Below are 22,086 nucleotides of genomic sequence, written 5' to 3' on the forward strand. Positions count from 1 at the left end.
GCCAGCCACCGCCGCCTCGTCCCGCTCAACCGCGCGACGGGCCGGTGGCGCAAGCCCACCAGGAGGCCGGCCTGCGTCGCGGGGAGAGCGTCCTTGAGGACGCCGACGATCGCAGCGTGCGCGAGCCGGTTCACGCCGAGCTGTTCCACCGCCTTCGCGCGGTCGCCGAGGTCCAAGTCCCGAGCACGTTCAGGCCCTCGGTCAGCGGGCCCCAGGGGTGCTTCGCGTCCGTACTCGCGGGTGGCGCCCACGGATCGGTGGTCTCCCGCACCGGCACAGCAGCAGGGGCGGGGGTGGGTACGCGCCGGAAGACGATCCCGTGCTCGACCCTCAGCTGCCCGCCTTCCACTCGGTATCGGCTGAAGCGCCAGAAAAGGAAACCGTAGCCAAACGCGAGCGGCACCAGCATCACCGTGCCGCCGCCATGCACACCGGGAGTCCGCACGGCACCGCCCAACACGGGCCCTCGCGCTGGCTCCGGGGCTGCGGGCCGAGCTGGAGCACCGGGGGCTGCTGAGGGAGTGGGAACCCGTCCCAGCCGGTGCCCCCAAGTCAGGGCAGAGGCTGGCGGGAGAGGGCCGCACTCGGGTGCAGGGCGGCGCCTGCCCGAACGCGGATCGGGCTTCCGGCAACAGGACTGCGGGGCCGGCTCCCCGGCGGGCACAGTCCGGCACATCAGCCGCGGCAGACGATTCGGGCAGCGTCTCCCCAGCTCGGCTTACCTGTGTTCCTCAGGGGTTACAAGGCCTACCATCTTGTGGCATCGGGGTGCGCGCACAAGGAGAGGTGCTGCCGATGCTGGCACGCGAATACGGGTACCAGGTATCGCAAACCCCGGCAGGGGAGGTGACCCCTGAGCCGCTTGCCTCGCTGGACGCCTGGATAGCCGCGAGCGAAGCTAAGGACTGGACGACGTTTGCGTTCTTCCTGGGTGGCGTTCCCTTAGCCATCGGCGGCGGGTTTTGGGCCGGCTTTGGGGCCGCCGTGTTGGGCGCGATTCTGGGGACGTCCGTACTGGCCGGCATCATCGAGGCCTTCAGCAAGAATCAGATACGCGAGGTGAGGGTCCGGCGGAACATCCTCGCCGAGCAGCCGTGGCAGGTCTGGCCCTGCCGCCTGCTGGACGCGACCGGATCCTTACCCCGCCGGATTCTCCTCCTGGCGCCTGACGGGACGGTCGCGGCGGCCTACCAGAACCTTCCTGAATCGGCTTGGCTCGGGATGACCGACGGCCGTGGCATCATCTGGTTCGCGGGAGATATCCGCCTGAACGCCATGGCTGCGATGCCGGGAGGCGATCCGTTCTGGTCGATAGAGCCGGTACCTGTTCCTCCCGTCGCGGGAGCCCTGCAAGGGGAAGTCCAGGAGCAACTGGTAAGAGCAGCTGTCCAGTTCACGTTCGATCAGTGGTTCTCCTGAATCCCAGGTTTCGGGCTCGGGTGGGGCAGCGGATGGACTGGGTCCAGCGCCAGCCGCCCTCCCCGATGGGCAGGAAGGTTCGGGTTGCCGGTGTTGTCGCCCGACGGCGCGGGGGTGAGCAGGAGGTCGGCGCGGCCGTCCCTGTCGACATACCTCAGCGTCGCCGCGGTAGCGGAGCTGCTTGCTGGGCGCGCGCCATTGTCCTGGCGGCGTGAGGTCGCCAGGACTACCACCGCTTCCGAATCATTCAGGGCGGGGCACCGCGTGCGCGGGCGGAAGCCCGGCGCTGCAACGCCTCAAACGACAACCGGCCCTCCTCGACGTCCCAGACGACCAGCTCGCCATCAAGGACCAGACCGGGCGGCAACTGCTCGACGGCAGCGGCCACCAGATCCGGCCACCGGTCCTGGACCAGCGCCCCACGCCGGCTCTGCACCACCACCATGCCGCCCGGCCCGGCCGGGGTGAACAGCAGCACCCGGTGCCCGTCCAGCTTCTGCTCGTACGCCACCCGCGCCCGCACAGCAGCCGGGCCCGGCACCGACTCCACGGCCTACGCCAGCATCGGCTCCACCGGCGGCCTGAGCACCATCCCCGAGGCCTTCCCTTCAGCTCACCCCTTCGCCTTCCAGGGTCAGCCAGACCGGGCCGAGGCGACCCGGCCAGACGGCCCTCGCATCACCCCATCCGAGGGCCGCCACTGGCCCGTCGGAGGCGATCTCAGGCCCGACTGCGGCACGGTGACAAGCCATGCGCCACCGGCCTCTCCCTCTGCTTGCCACGCTACTTGCGCCACCAGACCCACACCCGGTGCAAATCTGCACCAAGGCATCCCGGAAAAACGTCGTGACCTGTCACCACCAAAAGCGCGGCAAGCCTGTCACCGCAACAGCCCTCTGAGCCCATCACCAGTACAAACGGCACACCACAGTCAGTGACATCATGCCGCTCCCCCAGTGGCAACGAACCGCAAATTCGGGTGGCTTGCGTCGTACCGGGCCGGGACCACGTCGTACGGCTTCGGAGGGCCATGCTCTCTACCGCAAGGGGGAGCACGGTGTCAGCGGTATGCCTGATACGGATCCGCCGCCACCCGGTCGTAGGAATCGTGGGCCTCCTCGGACTGGGGATGCTGTGCCGGAGAGGGCTGGTGGGATGGTGCGGGCGATAGGTGACGGGCTGGAGCGGCTCCTGTACACGCGGCCGGTACCGGTGACGACGGCGGATCAGCTGAAGGCGTTGCTGCGGTGGGAGCGGGGCTCCACCCGGCAGGTCGCCGCCGTCCTGGGCGTGTCCCAGCGGACCGTCCAGCGCTGGGTGACCCCCAAGCCGGGAAGCCAAGGACGCCCGAACCCCGGCCACGAGCAGAAGATCGCGGAACTCGTGCGGGCCCGCTGGCAGCCGCTGATCCGCGCCCGCCGGCGGGCCGCGGCGGAGGCCGGCGGTGTGGTCGTCCACACCCGGGCCCGGTTCGGGTTCAAAGCCGGTGGCGGCAGCTCCGACGACCCGCGCATGCGGCGCGTCACCGGGCGCCTGAACGGGGCGGTGACACAGCAGATCTTCGCCGCGCTGGACGCTTGTGCCAGCGAGGAGCAGCACAAGCTGATCCTCGGCCGTGCGCTGGGACGCCGGCCCCAAACCCGGTCACCTACGTCACCAACCCCCTTGTGTGGACGGACCCGCTGGGTCTGACACCAAAGGAGGCTCAGGAACGGAAGGCCCTCCCCCCAGCACGGCGTGAACCCCCACACCTTGAGGGATCGCCGATCGTCGCGCGCTTCGCGCAGCCCGGCGAGGAGTTCAACATGGTGATCTCTGCCGGTCAGACGCGGCCAGGCGGGTTCGGTACCTTCGATGACGTCCCCAACCAGCAGTTCGTTCGCGATCAGCTCGCCGTTCGCACTGACTGGAAGGAGGACATCTCACTTCTGCAGCGCTATCGGATCTCTGATGGTGATCCGGTCCTCGTCCAGGAGAGCATCATCGGGCCCCAGGTAGACCCCAAGCTGGGCCCGCTTCCAGGCGGGGGAACACAGGTAGAGATCATGGAATTCACAGACCGAGCCCGGCTGATCCCAGTCGGGCCGCCCAAGGAGATTCCGCAGTGACAACAGAGCACAATCACGACCTCGTGGTCAGCTGGAAGCAAGGTGACACCACTGTCCGCTGGGACAGCCCTGCCGGGAATGTGGAGAAGTCCTACGAGCTTCCCCCTCAGGCAGTCGTGGCATGGCGCGAGTACGACCAGGACTGGGTGGTGGTAGTGGAAGGGATCAACGCCGCACCCTTCAGCCCATCTGACAACGCGGTGGTCTACAGCGCCGACGGCACCGAGCGCGTGCGCCTCCAACCGCCGCGCGACCTGGTGCCGAACCCGGAGGATGTCCACGGCTTCTACGATGCGTTCCCTCAGCACGGGCGCCCACTCATGATCATGGTCACGCGCAACGCAGGGGACTTCCACGGCCGCATCGACCTGGAAACCGGCGAGATCGTGGACACCAACACCTGGCGCTGAACCGGTAAACCTCTCTTCCTACAGCTGCAGAAGGGCCGCGACGTCTGCTTCTGCTCAGATTGCCGTTCACCGCGTCAGTCACTGGCCCGACCCCGACCAGACCGGGCAGCGTCCGTCTCCTACGCTCTGCCCGTGGATGGATATCAGGGCCTGACCGCATTGATCGAAGGAGCTGAACAGCTCCAATGCGGGCTGCCAGAGCCTATGCCCCGCTGAGGTCGCTGGCGGCGACCTCGTCGCCGCCAGCGGAAGCACACGCCTCAGCCCTCATAACCCAGCTGTACGGTCAGCGCCCGGAGCATCAGCGGGCCCCGGCGGATGAACGGGCCCGGTCTTCGAGGAGGGCCGCCAGTGCCTTACGGTCCACCTTCCCGTTGCGGCTCAGAGGAAGGGTCTCCAGGACCACGCAGCGGCGGGGGATCTTGAACTCCTCGATCTGCTCCTGCATACGTTCCAGGACGACCTGCGGTTCCAGGTCGCTGACCACAGCGAGCAGCGCCGACTTCTTCCCCGCCGGCGGGAGGACTGCGGCGGAGACGACCTCCGGGATCCGGTGGGCTGCGGCCTCCACCTCGGTGGCGCTAACCCGGAAACCCCGCTCCTGTGAGCGTTCACGTTTTTCCCATCTCGGGTGGTTTGAGCGTCATGTAATTCCTCATTCCGACTTCTTCTAATTGGCCATGGGTACGACGGAGTTCGGGATCGAGGGACCTGGTCATCGCGGAGGCGTGTGGGCGGCCCTGGGCCTGTGGTTCGGAAGGCCGATGGTCAGCCCGGATGGCAAGGAGAACGTTCGTCGTGGTCGACATCACCGAGATCTACGTCCACTGGTACGCGGGCCGCTCGAAGAGCGAGCTGGCCGTCGCTGGGGGTGGACCGGAAGACGATCAGGAAGTACCTGGAGCCGGCGGAGGCGTCCGGGATCACGCCGGGCGGGCCGCCTATGCGGGAAGCCGATTGGGCCAAGCTGATCAAGAGCTGGTTTCCCGAACTCGGCGACCGGCGGCTGCGGCAGATCACCTGGCCCGACATCGACCAGCACCGCGACTACATCAAGAACCTGCTGGGGACGGTGACCGTCTCCACGATCCACCAGCGGCTCCGGGACGAGCACAAACTGGACGCGTCAATCTCCTCGTTCCGCCGTTGGGTGCATGCCACGCTCCCCGATGAGACGGCAAGGTCCCAGGTCACGGTCTTGCGCGATGACGTCGAGCCGGGCTCGGAGGCTCAGATCGACTACGGCCACCTCGGCCAGTGGACCAATCCGAAGACCGGCAAGCGGCACCGGATCTGGGCCTTCGTGATGGTGCTGCCGTGCTCGAGGCACATGTTCGTCCGCCCGGTCCTCTACCTGCACCAGCACGCCTGGACCGAGGCCCACGTCGCCGCCTTCCGCTACTTCGGGGGCGTCCCGCGCCGGCTGGTGCCGGACAACCTGCGGACGGGGGTCGACAAGCCCGATCTCTACGATCCGGAGATCAACAAGGCGTATGCCGAGCTCGCCACCCACTACGGGGCACTGGTCGATCCGGCCCGCGCGGCCCGGCCCAAGGACAAGCCGCGGGTCGAGCGGCCGATGCCCTACATCCGGGACTCGTTCTGGCGGGGGCGGGAGTTCACCTCGATCGAGCACATGCAGGCCGAGGCTGTGACCTGGAGCCAGAAGGTGGCCGGCCGCCGGCAGTGCCGACCGCTGCAGGGAGCCGCCCCGATGGCGGTGTTCGAGGCCGTCGAAGCCGAGACCCTGCTGCCGCTGCCGCCCACCCCGTTCGTGCTGGCCCGCTGGTCGACGGCGCTGGTCGGGCCGGACATCCACATCAAGGTCGGACGCACCCTCTACTCGGTTCCCTGGAAACTGATCGGCCGCCGGGTCGACGTCCGCTCGACCGCCACGATGGTGCAGATCTTCCTCGACGGCGACCTGGTCAAGACCCACGTGGCCCTTGATCAGGGAAAACGAACCGACAGGACCGACTACCCGCCGGAGAAGATCGCCTTCCAGATGCGCACGCCGATCTGGTGCCGGACCCAGGCATCAGAGGTCGGAGACGCCTGCCGGACCGTCGTCGACCAACTGCTGGAGGTCAACGCCCTCTACCGGCTCCGCGCCGCCCAGGGGATCCTCGGCCTGAAGAAGAAGTACGGCGACGCGAGGCTCGAGGCCGCCTGCGCGAGGGCCATCACCGTCGGAGATCCGTCCTACCGCACCATCAAGGGCATCCTGATCGCCGGCACCGAGACCGATCCGGAGCCCGAATCCAGCGGCGACGCGGGAGCCGCAGCCTTCCTCCACGGGCCCAAGCGACTTTTCGCCTCCGTCGCCCCGTCCGAGACGGCGGACGAGATCCACGACGACCAGGTCCACGGCGAAGCTGAGGGAAGCATCTGATGAGCGTGATGGACTCTGCCCTGCGTGAGTCTCTGAAGTCACTGCGGCTCTCGGGGATGCTGGAAACCCTCGATGCCCGCCTGGCCCAGGCCCACGGCGGCGAGCTCGGGCACCTGGACTTCCTGCAAGTCCTCTGCCAGGACGAAATCACCCGCCGCGAGACCGTCGCCTTCCAACGGCGCCTGACCCGGGCGAAGTTCGAGCAGCAAGTCACCCTGGAGGAGTTCGACTTCACCGCCTCCTCGAAACTGCCAGCCGCCCAGATCCGCGACCTCGGAGCCCTGCGCTGGCTCCATTCCGGCGAGTCGGTCATCCTCTTCGGCCCGGTCGGGGTCGGAAAGACACGCGTCGCCCAGGCCCTCGGCCACCTCGCCGTCCGCCAGGGCGCCCACGTCCGCTTCGCCAAGACCAGCCGGATCCTCGCGGACCTCGCCGGCGGCCACGCGGACCGCACCTGGGACAAGCGGATCCGTGAACTGGTACGGCCCGACGTGCTCATCCTCGACGACTTCCCCATGCGCCAGCTCGGAGCATCCCAGGCCGATGACCTCTATGAACTGGTCAGCGAACGGCAGGGACGGTCCCTGATCATCACCAGCAACCGGGCGCCCAGCGACTGGTATCCCCTCTTCCCGAACCCGGTCGTCGCCGAGTCGCTGCTGGATTGGCTGATCAACACCAGCCACCAGGTCATCATGAACGGCCCCAGCTACCGCCCGAACAAGCGGCCCAAGAACCCCACCGACAAGCCCGACAAGCCCCCGGTCCGCTAACTCCCGGACCCGTCCACGTTCCATTCCCGCGGCAGGTCCTCGTCACAGAAGACGCAGACGAAGTCCTCCTCCCGAACGATGTTCAGCTGGCTACAGGAGGGACAGCGCCGGAACACCACCTCGTGGGTGAAGCCGGAAGGGTGCTCGATCCCGGCTGCGTCCAGAGCCTTCGCGACGGCCGGCCACGAGCTGATGTCCGGGCAGTATCCGGTCGACTGGTTACTCACCTCAGCGACCACCCACTGCCCGGACTCCTCGCGGAAGCCCATCTCTCCGGCACCGAGAACGGGGCCGCCGCTGGCACACACCACGTGCTCGCTTCGACGCGGCGCGAGCCGCAGCACACCCGCCGAGTCGATGACGAACGTGAAAGGCTCGGCCAGCTCCACCGCTGCCAGACCCGACACCCAGTCGTTGAAGTCCGCCACCGAGAGGATGCTTCTGCCCTCAGCCTCCGGCCGGACAAGGGCCCGCAGATCAGGCGGTCCCACATACCGATAGCTCCACCCCGCCAAGTTCACGCAGGCCAACCTAACGCCCGCCCGAGGCCAGAGCCTGGGGAATTACGTGAACTTACCCCTGGGGAATAACGAGAACGTTCACAAGGATGCGCGGATGACCTTCCTTCCCACGATCGACACCAAGCTGAACGTGTGGACTCTGGCCGCCGTTCTGACCGCGCTGTACACGCTCCTCAACCTCGTGAAGGGCTGGTGGCGGACGCGCCTTGGCAAGAGGCGCGGGCTGTCGAAGGCGTACCGGCGCATGGCACCCCGGGTGCGCCACGACTACGTGAAGAGCCTGTTCGGTGAGCCTGCCTGGGAGCACCGACAGGAAGTGCAGACCTACGACACCGGAGAAGATGCAGAGGTCGTCCTCACCCCCACCGAGCTGACCGTGCGGACCTGGCCGCTGGGCACACTCGGATACCTGGTCACCTGGTCCGATGAGCACGACTCGGTGCTGATGTACTCCCTGACCACGCGCAGTCGGCTCTTCCGCCCGCGGGTGGCCATCGGGCCCCACCGGATCACCCTGGGCCGAACGCCGCTGGCTTCCCTGCCTGATCCCAGTCCATACGCCGATGGACCGTGGCTCGCGCTGGGAGCACGTCGGTTCAGCTACGCCGAGAAGCACTACTTCGGGAACCCTGGCGGCTACCTCCACTGGGCAGCCGGAGTGAGCGACGCCGGCGCTCCAGCTCTCCCGCCCGTCGGCTGCAACGGGGACGGCTGGGGACCCGGGAATCTGGAGGAGTACCGGCGCCGGGCACGGATCAACTCCGTCCTCGTCGCCGGTTCCGCGATCGATCTGGGCAGTGTGCTGCCGTACGGGATCGCGCCGGACTACGACCGCGTTCGCCTGCTCGAAACTCCGTCACCCCGCCCGGGTTGCGTTGGCCTCCTGGGTCTGGCGCATCTGGCGCGCCGTACTGCGTCGGCAGGTCCGGCATCAGCGTCCGAACACTCCCGGTGTTCCCGAGTAGGGACCGCTTCCCCGTCAGCGAGGCTGGCCGTCGAGTGTCCAGGCAGCAACCTCCACAGCCAGTCGGCTCCCCTCCGGAGCGTAGAGGGTGCCGTAATGGGCAGGCCCTGCCCCGGCTGGCAAGTTCGCCCACACCACCGGCAGAACCGGGGTTGTTCGATGGCGCGTACTGCGTGTCGCTTGCCAGCGGGTCGGCTCGCGGGGTGGAATGCGGATCGGTCTCAAGGAGACCGTGCCCCGGCGTCCGCCCGACCTTGAGGACGTCCTCAGCGGGGGCAGAAGTGGGCTCCGCCCACGCCGGCTGACTGCCATTGTCCGAGCCCGCGACCCGCCGCGCGCCGGAGTCGGGACGGTTCCACGGCCGAGGTACGCATGGCCACCACCGCGCTACAGCGTGATGCCGAACGGCTCGTCCTTTACACCGGTCTCCCCTACCAGAGCGCCCACCAGATCGCCGGAGCGACCCGGCGCAGGGCCGCGGTGATTCCCCGGCCTTCCCCGCAGCAGGAACTGCTGGAGTGCTGGCTGCTTCGCCGCATCGCCTGGCCCTCGTACGACCCGGTCCGTCCCGTGGGGGCATCACCTGGGTGCGTTCCGAACCCGACGGCCTGACCATCCACTTCGAGGGCGACTACATGGCTGGTGAGCTGGCCTGCCTGCTTCCTCCACGGTTCACCGCCGACGGCCTGTTCTACGGCATTCCTGGCGCACGCTTCCCCCCTCCCTCGAAGAAGGGGGTCGAGATGATCCTGCCGGGGACCCCCGCCCGGATCCGGCTTGCTGGGATCGGTCCGAAGGCGTGGAAGGCCGCGTGGAAAAAGGAACAACACGAAGCGGCGAAGGAGGGCGATCTCCTGTGCCACCTCGGGTCGCCTCACTCCTGGACGCAACGCGAACTGCTCCACGCCGCCGGAGCCGGAATCGGGGCGGTCCCCCGGTCCCGTCGCGCCGAGGCTTCCGCCTGGCTGGCCAGCGCCCTGCTCAGGCGGGTAGGCCTGTGGTCTGCCGCCGGGATCGCCCTGTCCACCACGTCCTGGACCAACCCCGAGAACGGTGGGGAGCAGTGGATCATCGAGCACATCCACCAGCCCACCCCCGGCGCCCTTCACCACGACGAACTCGTCGGACTCATGACCGCCCCGGAATGGGGGATGCGGGTCAAGGTCACGGACCGCTGGTGTGCGTGCGCCCGGCAGGGACAGATGTGCCTCGTCAAGCTGAGGAGCACCCAGGACGAGGCTGGCGAGCTGGAGCTTCGGTTCCCCCGCAGGGAGACACCTCGCGCTGTTCACGCGTGGGGTGGCGAGCTGTACGCCGCAAAGACCCTCGCTGCCATCACCGTCCCCGCAGGGCTAAGGCCCGGTCCAGAACCAACCTGCTGACAGCGGTCTGCCGCCCCGGGCGTTGCCCGGGGCGGCGCATGGGTCAGCCAGACGTGTAGAAGCCGATGATCCTGTAGGGCGTGGTCTGGTGCCAGGTCCCGAACGCCATGACCCAGGGCACTCCGGCGCTGTCCACCACTACAAGCCGAGTGTCGGTGCCGGCGAGCGGGCGGTGGAGGGCCATCCGGACCGGGCCGGGGCAGGGTTCCCCGGTTGGGGAGATCCCCCGAAAGACGGCGTCGGTGACCATTCGCCCAACGAGGTGGCCGTCACGGTGGTAGTGGGCGTGAACCGATTGGAGCACGCCGTCGAGTTCGATCGGCACGGTACGGGGGACCGGGGCGCTCACCGGAGCGGACCGCGGTAGTAGGGGAGGTCAGTCAGGGGACGATAGGGAATGCCAGCGCTGATCCACAGGCGCATGGAGTGGTGTGGGATCACGTGTGCGGTTCCTCGGCCGTCTCTCTGGAGCTGGCCTACCTTCAGGACGACCCGTTCCGAGGTTCCCTTCATGGTCCACAGGTCCAGGAAGATCGGCCGTCGGCAGGATCTGATGGTGCGGCGGTGGTTCTTCCAGCGGAAGGTGACGAGCCCGTTCAGGGATCCGGTGATGGCCAGGCGTCCGGACCGGTAGAGGTGTCGGGCGTCGAAGTTCCAGACCATGTTGCCGTGGTCGAGTTCCCGGCCGCTGATCTCCGTGGCGGACATGCTCTTGTGCTGGACTTCGATGACGCATCCGTCCGGGGTGATCAGGTCGGCGATGTGGGCCCCGCGTGGCTGCTCGCGCTGGAGGACTGGGGCCATGTCCTTCCAGTAGTTGTGCCACTGCGTGGAGGACCACAGGGGTTCGCGCCAGTCGTTCATGCGGGTGCTCCCGCCGGGGTGAGGTCAAGGCCGAGGGCGTCGGGGTCGAGCCCGAGGGCGGGAAGGTCGTCGATGCCGGCGGCGGGTGCGTTCTTCGCTGCTGCTCTGGCCTCGATCAGCTTCCGGAGCTGTTCGACCAGTACCTGCTTCTCGGCGCGCATCATGCGGCGCACGGTGCGGCTGTCGCGTTCCTGGCCGACCAGGCGCCGGTATTCCGTGTCGATCCCCTGGATCTTCAGGCGGATGTCCTGGATCTTCACCTCGATGAGGTCGAGGGCGAACAGCGGGCGCTGCTGGGGGATCTGCGGGCCGGGGCCACAGACGGTCGGCTCAGGCCCGCGTACGGTGTCGCTGCCCTTGTCCGGGTCTTCGTCGGAGGGCGTGGCGACCTTGGTCTGGTCGGGTCCGTCCGGGTCGTCTGGGGTGCTGATGAGGGCTGCGAGCTTCTCCATCATCTCGGTGTCGAGGGCAACGAGGTGAGGACCGGTGAGGGCGCTGTTGTATTCGATGGCGGACAGGTCTCCGTCACAGATGCCGGTGAGGAGGATCTCGTTGAAGGCGCTGACGCGGCGGCTGCTGTCGGGGTGCGCGGGGGCGAGGTCCTTGTAGTGGTCGACGATCCACTGGCGGGTGGCTGCGGAGGTGGAGGAGAAGCGGGAGGTGGGGCTCACTGGGCGTAGGCCTTTCGGTTCTCGATCTTGGTGATCCACTCGGAGAGGTGGTGGACGGCTGCGGTGAGTTCGTTGAGGGTGTCGCGGTCGGCGATGTTGAGGATTTGCTCGGGCGGCATGCGGACGACGTGGCGCAGCGTGTGGACGTGGCGCCGGAGTTGGTGCAGGAGTCGTTCGTCGCCGGTTGCGTCGTCCCGCTGTGGGGGGTCGGTGGGGTTCGCAGGTGTGTCGGTGAGGGATGCGCGGAGGCGCAGCTCGGTGAGGGGGTCTTCCTGGAGCGCTTCGCGGAGGAAGGCCGGGTCGGTGACGTGGGCGACGACTGCGGCGCGCACGTCGTCGCGGCCGAGCTGGGCGATGATCCGCTCAGGCGTCAGGCCGGCGCCCGCGTCGACGGTGAGGCGTGCCCCGATGGCCTGGCGGTACTTCTGGGCGGTGACGCGTTCTCCGGTGCGGGCGGCGTCGCCGAGCATCTGCAGGAGGATCTCCCAGCGTTCGGCCGGCGGGCGGCCTGACCCGGCGCTGTCGATGGCTGCTTCGCGGATCACGGAGTAGGAGACGGTCACGCCGGTGGCTGCGACGCGTTCGCGTACGGAGTGGCTGCAGGCTGCTGCGACGTTGCGGTACTCGCGGGCGGACTCCGGCGAGATGCCGATCTCCGACGCGAAGCGGGCGAGGAGTTGTCGGGTGCTGTCGGAGTCAGGGGTGGTGCTGGGGGCGACTTCGAGGAACAGGTCGCCGAGGTCCATCCGGGTCCGGTGTCGCTCTGCTTTCAGGAGGTCGTCACGGCTGACGAGTCTGCGGCCGCGTTCGACCTGTTCGGGGCGGTAGGTGGTGGCGTCCCGGGCTTGAGGCTCGGTCCAGTAGGAGGTCATGGGCCAGGACGGTAGGGGTGAGGAGGGCAGCACAGCGCATCGGAAGAGCGGCTGCGCGGGTGACGCAGACCAACTGTGCGAAAGCGCGCGCTAAGACCCCGGCGGGCGCAGAAGGGCAGTCCGTCATTTGCCGTGAGGCGGTCCAGAGCCCGAGGCTTCCCCCGTCAAATCCGATCTTCGGAAGGTGGGCATGACCGACTATTGGTTCCTGACCGATGAGGATGTTGCCCTGTACGGGACCATCCCTAAAGGCCTCACCCAGCAAGAACTCCAGCAGTACTTCGTCCTGGACGAGGACGACCTCCAGAGGATCGCGAAGTTGCGGGGACCGGAGAACCTGCTGGGGTACGCCGTCTTACAGGCGGGCCTGCGCTTCTCGGGACGGTTCTCCGATCCTCAGCACATGCCAGCGGACGTCGTGAAGTTCCTGGCTGATCAGCTGGATGTCGACCCGGCGGTGCTAGGCCGCTACGGGGCACGGGACGCCACAGCCCGTGCCCACAAGAACCAGATCAAGAGCGCGGGCCGGTGGCAGGAGCTCGACGGGGACAGCTGTCGCGATTGGCTCGCGGCACATATGTGGATCACCGGCGCAGGCCCCAGGAACCTGTTCTACGCCGGCGTGCAGGAGCTGCGCGGCCGCCGCATGCTGCTTCCGGGGATCAGCACCTTGGCACGCCTGGTGATGACGGTTCGGGCCGAGGACTGGGACAGGGTGTGCCGGCTCCTAGTCGCCTCTCCTACCCCGGAGCAGATCGAAGTCCTCCACGGTCTGCTGCGCGTGCCGGAGGGAGCGAACCTGTCGGAGCTGGGTCGAATCCGCCGCAGGCCACGGAAGAGCAACTCCGAAGGTGTCGAGGGGGCTCTGCAGCGGGCTGCCACAGTCCGGAGCTGGGGGTTCCACGGCCTCGATGTCGGGGTGCCACCGCGGCGTGTCGCTCAGGTCGCCCGCTCCGGTGGGGAAGCCCGGGTCTCCAGGACCGCACGTCTTGCCAATACAGACAAGACGGCCACGGCAGTGGCCACCGTGGTGACCTTGAGCACGACCTCGATCGATGACGCCCTCAACCTCTTTCACGACCACATGGATTCCGACATCGTGCGGAAGGCCAAGCGCGCAGCTGAGAAGGTCCTGCGCGATGCTCTGCCGGAGCTGGTTGACGCACTTGGCACGCTGGCTCAGGTGGCAGAGGTGTGGACGGCTGGCAGGGATGAACTCGTCGACGCGGAATCCGGCGAGGTCAAGGATGGTGAGCGGACGGCCCTGGAGCACTACACACGGATGGAGCAACTCGCCCCGCCGTCAGACGACATCGACACGGCGCTGGCCACCGTCCGCAGACACCATCCGGGGACAGGCTCCGATCCTGACGAGGCCTGGCGGGCCGAGCTGGTGAAGGGGTACAAGCACGTCGCGGACTTCCTCCCCCTGCTACCCGTCGCCATCGACTTCCGCGCGACGCCGGACGGGGCACCAGTGCTCGCCGCTCTGGAGACATTGCCCGCTCTGATGATCCGTGAGCAGGTCGGCCGGGACGACATCGACCTCACCTTGGTCAGAGGGTCCTGGCGGAAGCTGGTGCTGGCCGCCCCGGGCAACGGGCCGGAGGCGGTCCACACCGAGGCGTACGCCATGTGCATCCTGACCCAGTTCCACGAGCAGCTGAAGTCCCGTGACATCTACGCCATGTACTCCTCCAACTGGGGCAATCCTGATGCCCAGCTCATGTCCGACCGGGCCTGGGAGAGGGAGAAGCCCGCGCTCCTGACCGACCTCCGTCTGACTGAAGACCCCCAGGAGCTCCTTGCGGAGAAGAGCTCCGATCTGGACAGGTCGTTCCGAAGAGTGGCACAGGGCTTTCCCGACAACGCCCACGTCTCCTTCAACCGTCGCGGCAGACTCCGGATCTCGAACTCCCACAGCGATCCCCAGCACGATCCGGCCCCCCTACAAGCAGCGGTCATCAGGTCCCTGCCCCGCGTCGACCTCCCCGAGGTCCTGCTGACCGTCCTGCAGTGGGCCGACGCCGACCGCATCTGCACCTCGCCGGCCGGAGCGTCTCCACGCGCCAAGGACTTCAGCACCACCTTCGCTGCGCTCCTGGTCGCCTACGGCTGCAACGTCGGGTACGACCTGGTGACAGGACACAGCCCTGCCCTGCGCCGCAGCAGGCTCAAAGAGGTGGAACGGGACTACCTCACCCCCAAGAACATCGAGGTGCTCTCGAAGCGGATGATCGAGCTCCAGGCGGACATCCCCCTGGCACGCCTCATGGGCGGAGGCGAAGTCGCGGCCGTGGACGGCATGCGGTTCTACGTTCCCCCCAGGTCGCCGTTCGACCAGCGTGGGGAACCACGGCGCACCGCAACGTGGTTCACCGTGGTCACGGACCAGGCGGCAGGACGCGCCGGCATGGTCGTCTCAGGCAGCCCAGCCACCTCTCTGTACGTGCTCGACGTACTGGGCGAGCGCACCGCCGACGGTCCCACCACGATCGTGGCCGACGCCCGGCAACACGGCGATATCGTGTTCGGACTGCTCACCCTGGCCGGATACCACTACGCTCCCCGGTACGACGATATCCCGGAGAAGGGCCTGTGGCGCACGCAGCCGGGTGGGGGATATGGGCCCTTGCAGGAGGCCGTCGAAGGGCGCATCGATATGGCCCTCATCGAACGCCACTGGCCCCGCGTCCTGAGGGTCATCGGCTCCATCCACCACGGCACCGTCCGCGCCCACGACATCATCCGCATGCTCGCCCAGGGCGCCAACGACAGCCTCGGCCAGGCCATCGCCCACTACGGCCGCATCGCCAAAAGCCAGCACATCCTGCGCCTGATCGAAGACACCGACTACCGGAACACCATCCAGTCCATGGCGACCCTCCAGCACGACCGGCAGAAACTCGCACGCAAGATCCATCACGGTCGTGACGGACACAACGAGCGCTACCACCCGGGCATGGAGACGGAAGTGGGTGCGCTAGGTGTACTGCCCTGTGAGGTTGGGGACGCGGCTGGCGGGTGGTTTGCCTGCGAGTGCGGTGTGTCCGCGGTGGTGATTGTAGGTGTGGAGCCAGCCAGGGAAGGCGTCGCGTCGTTCCTGCTCTGACTGGTAGGGGCGGGCGTAGGCCCACTCCTCGAGCAGGGTCCGGTTGAGGCGTTCGACCTTGCCGTTGGTCTGGGGCCGGTAGGGCCGGGTTCGCTTGTGGGCGATCCCGGCCGCTGTCAGGGCGTCGCGCCAGTCGCGGGAGCGGTAGCAGGCGCCGTTGTCGGTCAGGACCCGTTCGACGGTGATGCCCACGCCGGCGAAGTAGGCCTGGGCCCGGGCCCAGAAGGCGGTGGCGGTCTCCTTCTTCTCGTCGGCGTGGATCTCGCTGTAAGCGAGGCGGGAGTGGTCGTCGACGGCGGTGTGGATGTAGCTGTAGCCGGCGCTGGAGCGGTTCTTGCGGCCGGCCTGGCGGCCGAGGGTCTTGTGGCCGCCGCCGTCGGGGATGTTGCCGAGCTTCTTGATGTCCACGTGGACCAGCTCGCCCGGACGGTCGCGTTCGTAGCGGCGTATGACGGCGCCGGTGGCGCGGTCCAGGTGCGTGAGACGGGCCAGGCCGAACCGGGTCAGGATCCGGTGCACCGTCGAGGGCACCAGGTTGAGCAGGTGGGCGATGCGGGCGGGCCCCCACCGGCGGGCGAGGCGGACCTTGATGATCCGCCGCTCGATGCGGGTCGGGGTCCGGCGTGGGCTGGTGTGCGGGCGCGAGGACCGGTCGGTCATTCCGGCCTCACCCCCGGCCCGGTAGCGGGCCGCCCACCGCTGGGCGGTGGTGGGCGAGACCTGGAATCGCTCGGCCGCCCGGCGCAGCGGCCAGCCGTCCTCGACCACGCAGCGGGCCAGGCGAAGGCGTCCGGTCTCGGTCAGGGGTGCATTACGGTGGGGCATGAGGGCCTTCTGCTGGTCGGTGTAGACGTCGCAATCCACACCGAACCCGGAAGGCCCTCACCCGTTCAAGATCCCTCAGCCGAGACCTGCGTCACCCGTCCACAACCTCCCAGGGCAATACAGCTAGGCCTGGTCCTGAACGCAGTCATCCTCCACACCACGTGCCTGACGGACCAGACACTGGACAACCTGCGCAACAGCGGACACCCCGTCCACAACGAAGCCGCCGCCCAACTCTCGCCCTTCATCCACGACCACATCAACCTCCGCGGCCGCTACACCTTCGAATTCAAGGAGGTCACCAACGGACCCCGGTTCGCTCCGGACTCCGGCTCCACCACGACCGACTGAGCCACCCTCCTCAGGCTCAGCCGACCAGGCCAGCTGAGGCACTCGGAGCCGAGGCCGACTCAACAGCCCTACTTGCCCTCCCCCCGCGGGGGTGGACCAGCAGGGCTGTTCCGCATGCCCCCTCACACACAGCCGACATTCGTCGCCCGTCAACCTCACCACCTTCACCGTCACCCAGGTCACGGAACAATGCCTCAGATCTCTCCGCACGCACGCCTCTGACCTGCACAGAAGGCCCTTACCGCGCGCTTTCGCATAGTTGGTCTGCGTTCGGACCCCCGCATTCCGACGCCCACCCGATCGTCGTGGGTGATTGCGCACAATCACCTCGGCAGCGACGGCTGGGCTCTCTCCGTGAATGAGCAGCGTGCCTGGGCCGGGCCCTCTGCATGCGTCGTTGCGACACCGCGACCGACCTGGAGGGCTGCCAGGTGTTCGGGTACAGGTGGAAGGGCGGCAGGAACGTCTCCGGCGGCCCGGGGCACACCGGGGGCGCCGGGTTCTGGCAGGTCGGCAGGAACACCTTCGGCCGCGGGACGAAGCGGTGGAGGTCGGTCAGCGGGAGCCGCGAGTAGAACGCGTTCAGGAACTGGCCCGCCACGGTGAAGACGAGGGCCAGCATGCCGAAGGAGACGGCCATCCCCCGCAGCACCGCCCCGGCGGCGTGCACCCTCTCCTTGGGGGCGTCCGCGAGGTACTTCGCGTGCCGGCGGATGTGGTCCTCCTCCGGGCTGCCCGGCGCGAACACGTCCGAGGGCTGTGCGAGGCCGGGCCGCCGCACCGAGGGGTTGCCCTTCGCGTCCACGAACCGGGCGTCCGTCAGGGCCAGTTGGAAGGCGCCGGCGGTGTACCCGCCACCGGACACCGACACCAGGTAGTCGGCCTGGAGCAGTTCGGGGCGCAGCGCCTGCAGAGCGCCCAGGGTGACCGATGCCGACCGGATGCCGCCGCCGGAGACGCAGAAGCCGAGCTCACCGGGCTTCCGGGAGGGCGGCTGGTAACGGCGGTTGCGCCAGTGGGCCGACGCGCTGTCCGGCGGGTCTGCGGCGAGGTGTGGCCTGGCCGGGTCGGGAGCGGTCCACTCGGACAGGGGTTCCCAGTCGTGGGGTGCGGCGGGCGGGAGGATCACGTCCGGCAGGCCTGTCCGGCCTGCGGCGGGCTGATCGGCGTACTCCACGACCGGACGGGGGCGGTTTTCGGTCGCACTCCTCACCAGGGCGGGGGCCAGCACGCGGCGGGAGCAGAGGGTGACGACGGTCAGGAGGGCTGCTGCCACCAGCGGAATGACGAGTGCCCATTTCAGCTGGGCGAAGTGGCTCGCCCACTGCAGGTCGCGCTCCAGATCGCGCTCGGGGCCGCTGCGCAGAAAGGTGGCCAAGGGCAGTACAGGGCCCTTCGGGTCGGCTTTGATCCCGTCCAGGGCCTTCCAGAGGAAGACGTTCTCCACGCAGTCCGCCGCCACCGCCACGGGGGTGAGGAAGAGGGCCCGCAGGGCCCACAGGCGCGTGGCCTTCCGGTAGAGGAGCAGATGGCCGAGTCCGAACGCACCGGCGAGGGCCACCGCGTACCCGGGGATGAACCAGCGCCAGTCCAGCACGAGCCCGTCTTGGAAGAGCGCGGCTCCGCCTGCGGCCTTCACGATGGCGCGGGCCCCCGCGGGGGTCTGCGCGAACTGCAGCAGGAGCTCCCCGTCTGCCGGGGGCCTGGCCCCGAACGGCGGAGCCGCTCCGTACCAGAGGACCATCGAGAGACCGGCGGCGAGCCCGAACAGGCACAGCCCCACCGCCCAGCCCGGCACCTCTCGCAGCTTCAGCTGCCCCTGCGCATTCGGCATGCACGCAGAGTAGCGGCCCGGTGTGTTTGGTACCGTTATGGGCGGTGCGCGTGACGGAAACAGGACCCGCTCGGCCCCACTCGGAGTCAGGTCAGTGCGCGTCTGGTCCGTGCCAGTTCTGGTCGTGTGTGCGGTGGGTCTCGGTCAGTCCGTGGCGGAAGAACTTTTCGTAGTAGCCGTTCTCGACGTGATGGGTCTGCAGCCAGACGCCCGGCACGTGGATGGTGTCGCAGTGTGCGGGAAAGCGCCCGTGGGTCTCGTGGATGTAGGTGCAGATGTCCCGCGTGCAGGCGATGACGTCGGCGGAATAGTCGCTGGCCTGGTGCAGGTAGCGGCTGCCGAAGTCCCCGCGGTAGACACGGGCGAACAAGCCCTCGTCGGCGTAGATGCCCTTCGGTCCGAACTTGCCCGCCACGACGGCGTCGACCGCGTCGCCCATGCCGGCGTAGTTGGGCGGACACATCGCCTTGATGAGGTACTCGCCGTCGTGGCGCAGGGCGACGGGGGCCGCACGCAGGTTCGCGTAGCGGGGCAGCGGCACGTGCCAGCGCAGGATGTCCGCCGGTCTCCACCGCGGGATGGTCCAGTCGAAGCCGAGCATGGGGCCGTAGTCGGCGCGGAACTTCGGGTCGCCCAGCATGATCGGCGGGGCGAGCGACGCGTGGATCCAGGCTCCCAGACCCATGGCGTCGGCGGTGAGCATGAGGTTCTGGAGCAGCAGGTCGGCCTCGATCTGCGTGCGCATGGCCCAGATGGCGCCGAGCGGCAGCTTGATGTCCTCGTTCAGGAAGCCTGACTTCACCCACTTCCGGACGCCGGCCAGGCGGTAGAGGTTGCGGTCGTCGACGATCAGCGGGCGTGCTCCCTCGGGCTGGGTCAGCAGGTACATCAGCCCGTTGATGTACTGCCGTGAAAGGTCCACGACGGGAAGGAGGATCGTGGTGCCGGGCAGGTTCGACAGGAAGCGGTTGGAGTCGAGGTAGGCGGGGAAGTCCCGCTTACCGTCCGGTACGTCGAGACGGTGGTCGAGTAGCCGCACCTTCGCCTCGGCCGCGCGGGTGCACAGGGTCTCGGGGTCGAACTCCGGCGTCGAACCGTCGGCTGGAGGGGGCAGTTTGCGCAGGAAGTAGGTGCCGGTGTCGTTGATCAGGAAGAAGTGTGTGCCCTGGGCGTTGTCGGGGCTGCCCGCGGTCCTGCCCGGCATGTTGAGGTTCGGTTTGGCCATGATGGGTTTGCCGTTGCGCGGGTCGGCGAAGGGACGGTCCGGCATGGTGAGGCCGGAGCACCCCGTCATGGCGATCAGGACGGCCTCTTCGAGTTCGGTGAGGGGGGTGCGCGGTTCGCCGGAGGCCCAGCTCATCGAACCGGCCTCGACCGAGCTGCCCCGGCTGACGCGATGGGTGCGGCGACGCCAGATCGACGTGAGCAGGGGCCGGTTCATCAGTGCTTCGAACCCGGCACTGCCGCGGGTGTTCAGCGGGTCGTTCATACCTCGGTCCCTTCGGGGCGCGCCTGCGGCCTGTCCCGGCCCGGACGTCGATGCCATGCCGTGGCGGTGGCCGTGGCGGGCGTCAGTCGTGGAGGCGGGCTTCGAGCGTCTCCACGAGTCCGGCGATGACGCCGTCGGGGGACGGGCTGTAGTGGGGAACGGCCCAGCGCGTGATCCTGGCGTCGATCAGGGTGGGCCGGCCGGAGGCCAGCGCCGCGCGGAAAGCCTGCTCGAATCCGTCGAGCGTCTCGACGCGGTAGCCGTCGGCGCCGCATGCCCGCGCGTACGCGGCGAAGTCGGGGTTCTGGAACTCGACGAGCGCCGTCTCCCCGTAGGTGGTGAGCTGGAAGAGCTTGATCAGCTTGAATTCCTCGTCGTCGAAGATGACCCAGATGACGGGGATCTCGTTCTCGACGGCCGTCATCAGCTCGAAGCCGGACAGCGAGTAGCACCCGTCGCCGCAGCCGACGACGACGGTCCGTTCCGGGTGCGCGAGCTTCAGGCCGATGGCCCCGTTGACGTGGCCCGCCATCGGTCCGAACGAACCGGCCTTGCGGAAGTTCTGCCCCTCCTCCAGTTCCACGTAGTAGCCGAGCCAGGCGAGGTGCGCTCCCGCGTCGGCGAGCAGGATCCCCCCGGGCGGCAGCAGCCGGCCGATCGACTGGGCCAGCTCCCCCGGATGGATCTTTCCGGTCAGGTGGACGATGTGGCGGGCCTCGTAGTCGCGGCCCGTGACGTCGATGGCGGGCACCTCGCCGACCTTCTCGTCCAGCGCCCGGTGGAGGGCCGCCACGGCCAGGCGCGCGTCCGCGTGCAGGGGGTAGTCCGGCTTGTAGGCCTTTCGGAACTCGGCCTCGGAGATGTTCACGTGGACGAGCACCTTGTCCGCGAAGAGGTCTTCGCGGTAGTTGAACGTGGCGTGCTGGTTCAGGGAGTTGCCGATGCACAGCACGACGTCGGCCTCGCGGAAGGCCTTCCACGCACTGGAGTGACCGCTGTCCGCGAAGACGCCGACGGACAGCGGGTGTCCCTCCGACACGATGCCCTTGCCGTCCAGCGTGGTGAGCAGGGGGATCCGGAACCGTTCGATCAGCCGCCGGACCTCAGCTCCCGCCCCACTGCGGATCGCGCCGAAGCCGACGAGGGCCACGATCCGCTTCTGCTGCGCGAGCGCCTCGGCCAGCATCACCGCGATGTCCTCCACGCGCGCCGGATCGGGGGCGACCGGCGCCACGTCCAGCCGGATGTCGCGGAAGTTCGTGACCTCGACGCCGTGGTGGGTGAGGTCCTCGGGGACATGGATGTGGACCGGGCCGGGCCTGCCCTCGAACGCGGTGTTGACCGCTTCCTCGAGCACGTCGCACGTGTCCGCGGCGTCGGTGAGCAGGAAGGACTTCTTCGTCGTGGCCGCGAACATGGCCCGCGAGTCGGGCGTCCTGTTCAGGCCCGAGGTTTCGTTGAGCGAGCCCCATCCTTGCCACGCCCTCGACGCGTACCCCGACACGGCCAGCACCGGGTAGGAGTCGGACATCGCCACGGCCAGGCCTGAGAACAGGTTGAAGGCGCCCGGTCCGGCCGTCGCGAAGCAGAAGCCCAGTTCGTTGGTGTACATCGCGTATCCGCAGGCCATGAAGGAGGCGGCCTGCTCGTGCCGTGTGATGACCGGCCGGATCTGCCGTGAATGATTCAGCGCCAGCATCAGGCCGGCGGCGTTCTCTCCGGCGCCGCCGAACGCGGCCCGTACCCCGAGTCCCTCCAGCCCCTTGACCAGGGCTTCGTAAACTCTCATGGCCCTTCCCTCGGCTCGTCCGTTCGCTCCCCCTCACGCATGCTCGAATGTTCGAATTTCCTGCCGCTGGTCGGATTCCGGAATCCAGCTTGCCATTGCCTGGTGCATTCCGCTCCCGCACTTGGGGCGGCCCGTCCCGGTGGAGGTCCCGGGCCGCGAAGCCCCGCCGCAGGCCCGACGCCACCCGTCTGCGCCGTTCCGCGCGACGCCGCCGCATCGGCGCGTCAGGGTTGCCGTGTGTAACGAAGGTGCCCGCAGGCTCGGTCTCCGGCCTCGGGCAGCCGCGCGGCGCCGCCCCGGCACGGCCCCC

19 protein-coding genes and 2 pseudogenes are annotated in these 22,086 nt (G+C 68.4%); 10 read left to right on the forward strand and 11 right to left on the reverse strand.

Annotated elements, in window-relative coordinates; translation table 11 throughout:
- Positions 1-786: 786 nt before the first annotated feature.
- Entirely contained in the window at positions 787-1,419 is a 633-nt protein-coding gene (locus B4U46_RS00005; protein WP_123995977.1) for a hypothetical protein, read from the forward strand.
- Between the two features lie 247 nt (positions 1,420-1,666).
- Here B4U46_RS00005 and B4U46_RS00010 read toward each other — a convergent pair whose 3' ends face one another.
- Positions 1,667-1,969, reverse strand: a complete 303-nt coding sequence (locus tag B4U46_RS00010; RefSeq protein ID WP_100861906.1) for a hypothetical protein — start codon at positions 1,967-1,969, stop codon at positions 1,667-1,669.
- A 605-nt stretch (positions 1,970-2,574) separates the two neighbouring features.
- Between B4U46_RS00010 and tpg the strand changes: the two genes are divergently transcribed.
- The 3 genes from tpg to B4U46_RS00025 all read left to right on the forward strand — a co-directional run bounded on the left by tpg (position 2,575) and on the right by B4U46_RS00025 (position 3,937).
- Entirely contained in the window at positions 2,575-3,111 is a 537-nt protein-coding gene (gene tpg, locus B4U46_RS00015) for a telomere-protecting terminal protein Tpg (RefSeq protein WP_079422944.1), read from the forward strand.
- Positions 3,112-3,224: 113 nt separating this feature from the next.
- Positions 3,225-3,527, forward strand: coding sequence for a hypothetical protein (locus B4U46_RS00020; RefSeq protein ID WP_079422946.1), 303 nt, complete (start codon positions 3,225-3,227; stop codon positions 3,525-3,527).
- The gene (locus B4U46_RS00025) at positions 3,524-3,937 is read left to right on the forward strand and encodes a hypothetical protein (protein ID WP_079422948.1); all 414 of its coding nucleotides are present in this window, start codon (positions 3,524-3,526) and stop codon (positions 3,935-3,937) included. The genes B4U46_RS00020 and B4U46_RS00025 overlap by 4 nt, the downstream gene beginning before the upstream one ends.
- 301 nt (positions 3,938-4,238) lie before the next feature.
- On the opposite strand, the gene B4U46_RS38545 is transcribed toward B4U46_RS00025, so the two are convergent.
- Complete coding sequence (locus B4U46_RS38545) at positions 4,239-4,508, reverse strand: AMP-binding enzyme (RefSeq protein ID WP_107438184.1); 270 nt, start codon at positions 4,506-4,508, stop codon at positions 4,239-4,241.
- A 227-nt stretch (positions 4,509-4,735) separates the two neighbouring features.
- Here B4U46_RS38545 and istA point away from each other — a divergent pair.
- Positions 4,736-6,329: pseudogene (gene istA / locus B4U46_RS00035) on the forward strand (IS21 family transposase).
- The gene (gene istB, locus B4U46_RS00040) at positions 6,329-7,102 is read left to right on the forward strand and encodes an IS21-like element helper ATPase IstB (RefSeq protein ID WP_079422950.1); all 774 of its coding nucleotides are present in this window, start codon (positions 6,329-6,331) and stop codon (positions 7,100-7,102) included. The pseudogene istA and the gene istB overlap by 1 nt, the downstream one beginning before the upstream one ends.
- On the opposite strand, the gene B4U46_RS00045 is transcribed toward istB, so the two are convergent.
- Positions 7,099-7,623 carry a hypothetical protein gene (locus B4U46_RS00045; RefSeq protein ID WP_079422952.1) on the reverse strand — a complete coding sequence of 175 codons (525 nt, stop codon included), beginning with the start codon at positions 7,621-7,623 and terminating at the stop codon, positions 7,099-7,101. The two genes, istB and B4U46_RS00045, sit on opposite strands and share 4 nt — an antisense overlap.
- Before the next feature lie 94 nt (positions 7,624-7,717).
- Here B4U46_RS00045 and B4U46_RS40470 point away from each other — a divergent pair, with 94 nt between their 5' ends.
- Together B4U46_RS40470 and B4U46_RS00050 are read left to right on the forward strand one after the other, a co-directional pair.
- The gene (locus B4U46_RS40470; RefSeq protein WP_398909070.1) at positions 7,718-8,845 is read left to right on the forward strand and encodes an ETEC_3214 domain-containing protein; all 1,128 of its coding nucleotides are present in this window, start codon (positions 7,718-7,720) and stop codon (positions 8,843-8,845) included.
- A 329-nt stretch (positions 8,846-9,174) separates the two neighbouring features.
- Positions 9,175-9,969: a hypothetical protein gene (locus tag B4U46_RS00050; RefSeq protein ID WP_123995976.1), complete on the forward strand. Its 795-nt coding sequence runs from the start codon at positions 9,175-9,177 to the stop codon at positions 9,967-9,969.
- Between the two features lie 43 nt (positions 9,970-10,012).
- Here B4U46_RS00050 and B4U46_RS00055 read toward each other — a convergent pair whose 3' ends face one another.
- The 4 genes from B4U46_RS00055 to B4U46_RS00070 are packed head-to-tail and all read right to left on the reverse strand — an operon-like array spanning position 10,013 to position 12,376.
- Positions 10,013-10,294 (reverse strand): hypothetical protein, encoded by a 282-nt coding sequence (locus B4U46_RS00055; RefSeq protein ID WP_123995975.1) that lies wholly within the window; start codon positions 10,292-10,294, stop codon positions 10,013-10,015.
- 20 nt (positions 10,295-10,314) lie between these two features.
- The gene (locus B4U46_RS00060) at positions 10,315-10,833 is read right to left on the reverse strand and encodes a hypothetical protein (RefSeq protein WP_079422958.1); all 519 of its coding nucleotides are present in this window, start codon (positions 10,831-10,833) and stop codon (positions 10,315-10,317) included.
- Positions 10,830-11,504, reverse strand: coding sequence for a hypothetical protein (locus B4U46_RS00065; RefSeq protein WP_079422960.1), 675 nt, complete (start codon positions 11,502-11,504; stop codon positions 10,830-10,832). Before B4U46_RS00065 ends, B4U46_RS00060 begins: the two co-directional genes overlap by 4 nt.
- Positions 11,501-12,376 carry a hypothetical protein gene (locus B4U46_RS00070; protein WP_079422962.1) on the reverse strand — a complete coding sequence of 292 codons (876 nt, stop codon included), beginning with the start codon at positions 12,374-12,376 and terminating at the stop codon, positions 11,501-11,503. Before B4U46_RS00070 ends, B4U46_RS00065 begins: the two co-directional genes overlap by 4 nt.
- 190 nt (positions 12,377-12,566) lie before the next feature.
- Here B4U46_RS00070 and B4U46_RS38550 point away from each other — a divergent pair.
- Positions 12,567-15,308 (forward strand): annotated as a pseudogene (locus tag B4U46_RS38550) (Tn3 family transposase); the annotation flags it as partial.
- Positions 15,309-15,359: 51 nt separating this feature from the next.
- Here the strand turns inward: B4U46_RS38550 and B4U46_RS00080 are convergent.
- The gene (locus B4U46_RS00080; RefSeq protein ID WP_079431456.1) at positions 15,360-16,313 is read right to left on the reverse strand and encodes an IS481 family transposase; all 954 of its coding nucleotides are present in this window, start codon (positions 16,311-16,313) and stop codon (positions 15,360-15,362) included.
- Here B4U46_RS00080 and B4U46_RS40475 point away from each other — a divergent pair.
- Positions 16,305-16,664, forward strand: a complete 360-nt coding sequence (locus tag B4U46_RS40475) for a Tn3 family transposase (RefSeq protein WP_159402036.1) — start codon at positions 16,305-16,307, stop codon at positions 16,662-16,664. The two genes, B4U46_RS00080 and B4U46_RS40475, sit on opposite strands and share 9 nt — an antisense overlap.
- Before the next feature lie 238 nt (positions 16,665-16,902).
- Here B4U46_RS40475 and B4U46_RS00090 read toward each other — a convergent pair whose 3' ends face one another.
- The 3 genes from B4U46_RS00090 to B4U46_RS00100 form a co-directional block, all read right to left on the reverse strand.
- A complete protein-coding gene (locus B4U46_RS00090; protein ID WP_079422966.1) occupies positions 16,903-18,498 on the reverse strand; it encodes a patatin-like phospholipase family protein in 1,596 nt (531 codons plus the stop codon).
- A gap of 91 nt (positions 18,499-18,589) precedes the next feature.
- Entirely contained in the window at positions 18,590-19,987 is a 1,398-nt protein-coding gene (locus B4U46_RS00095) for a hypothetical protein (protein WP_079422968.1), read from the reverse strand.
- A gap of 82 nt (positions 19,988-20,069) precedes the next feature.
- A complete protein-coding gene (locus B4U46_RS00100; RefSeq protein WP_079422969.1) occupies positions 20,070-21,776 on the reverse strand; it encodes a thiamine pyrophosphate-binding protein in 1,707 nt (568 codons plus the stop codon).
- Between the last annotated feature and the right edge of the window lie 310 nt (positions 21,777-22,086).

The sequence above is a fragment of the Streptomyces katrae genome (assembly GCF_002028425.1).
GTDB classification, from domain to species: Bacteria; Actinomycetota; Actinomycetes; order Streptomycetales; family Streptomycetaceae; genus Streptomyces; species Streptomyces katrae_A.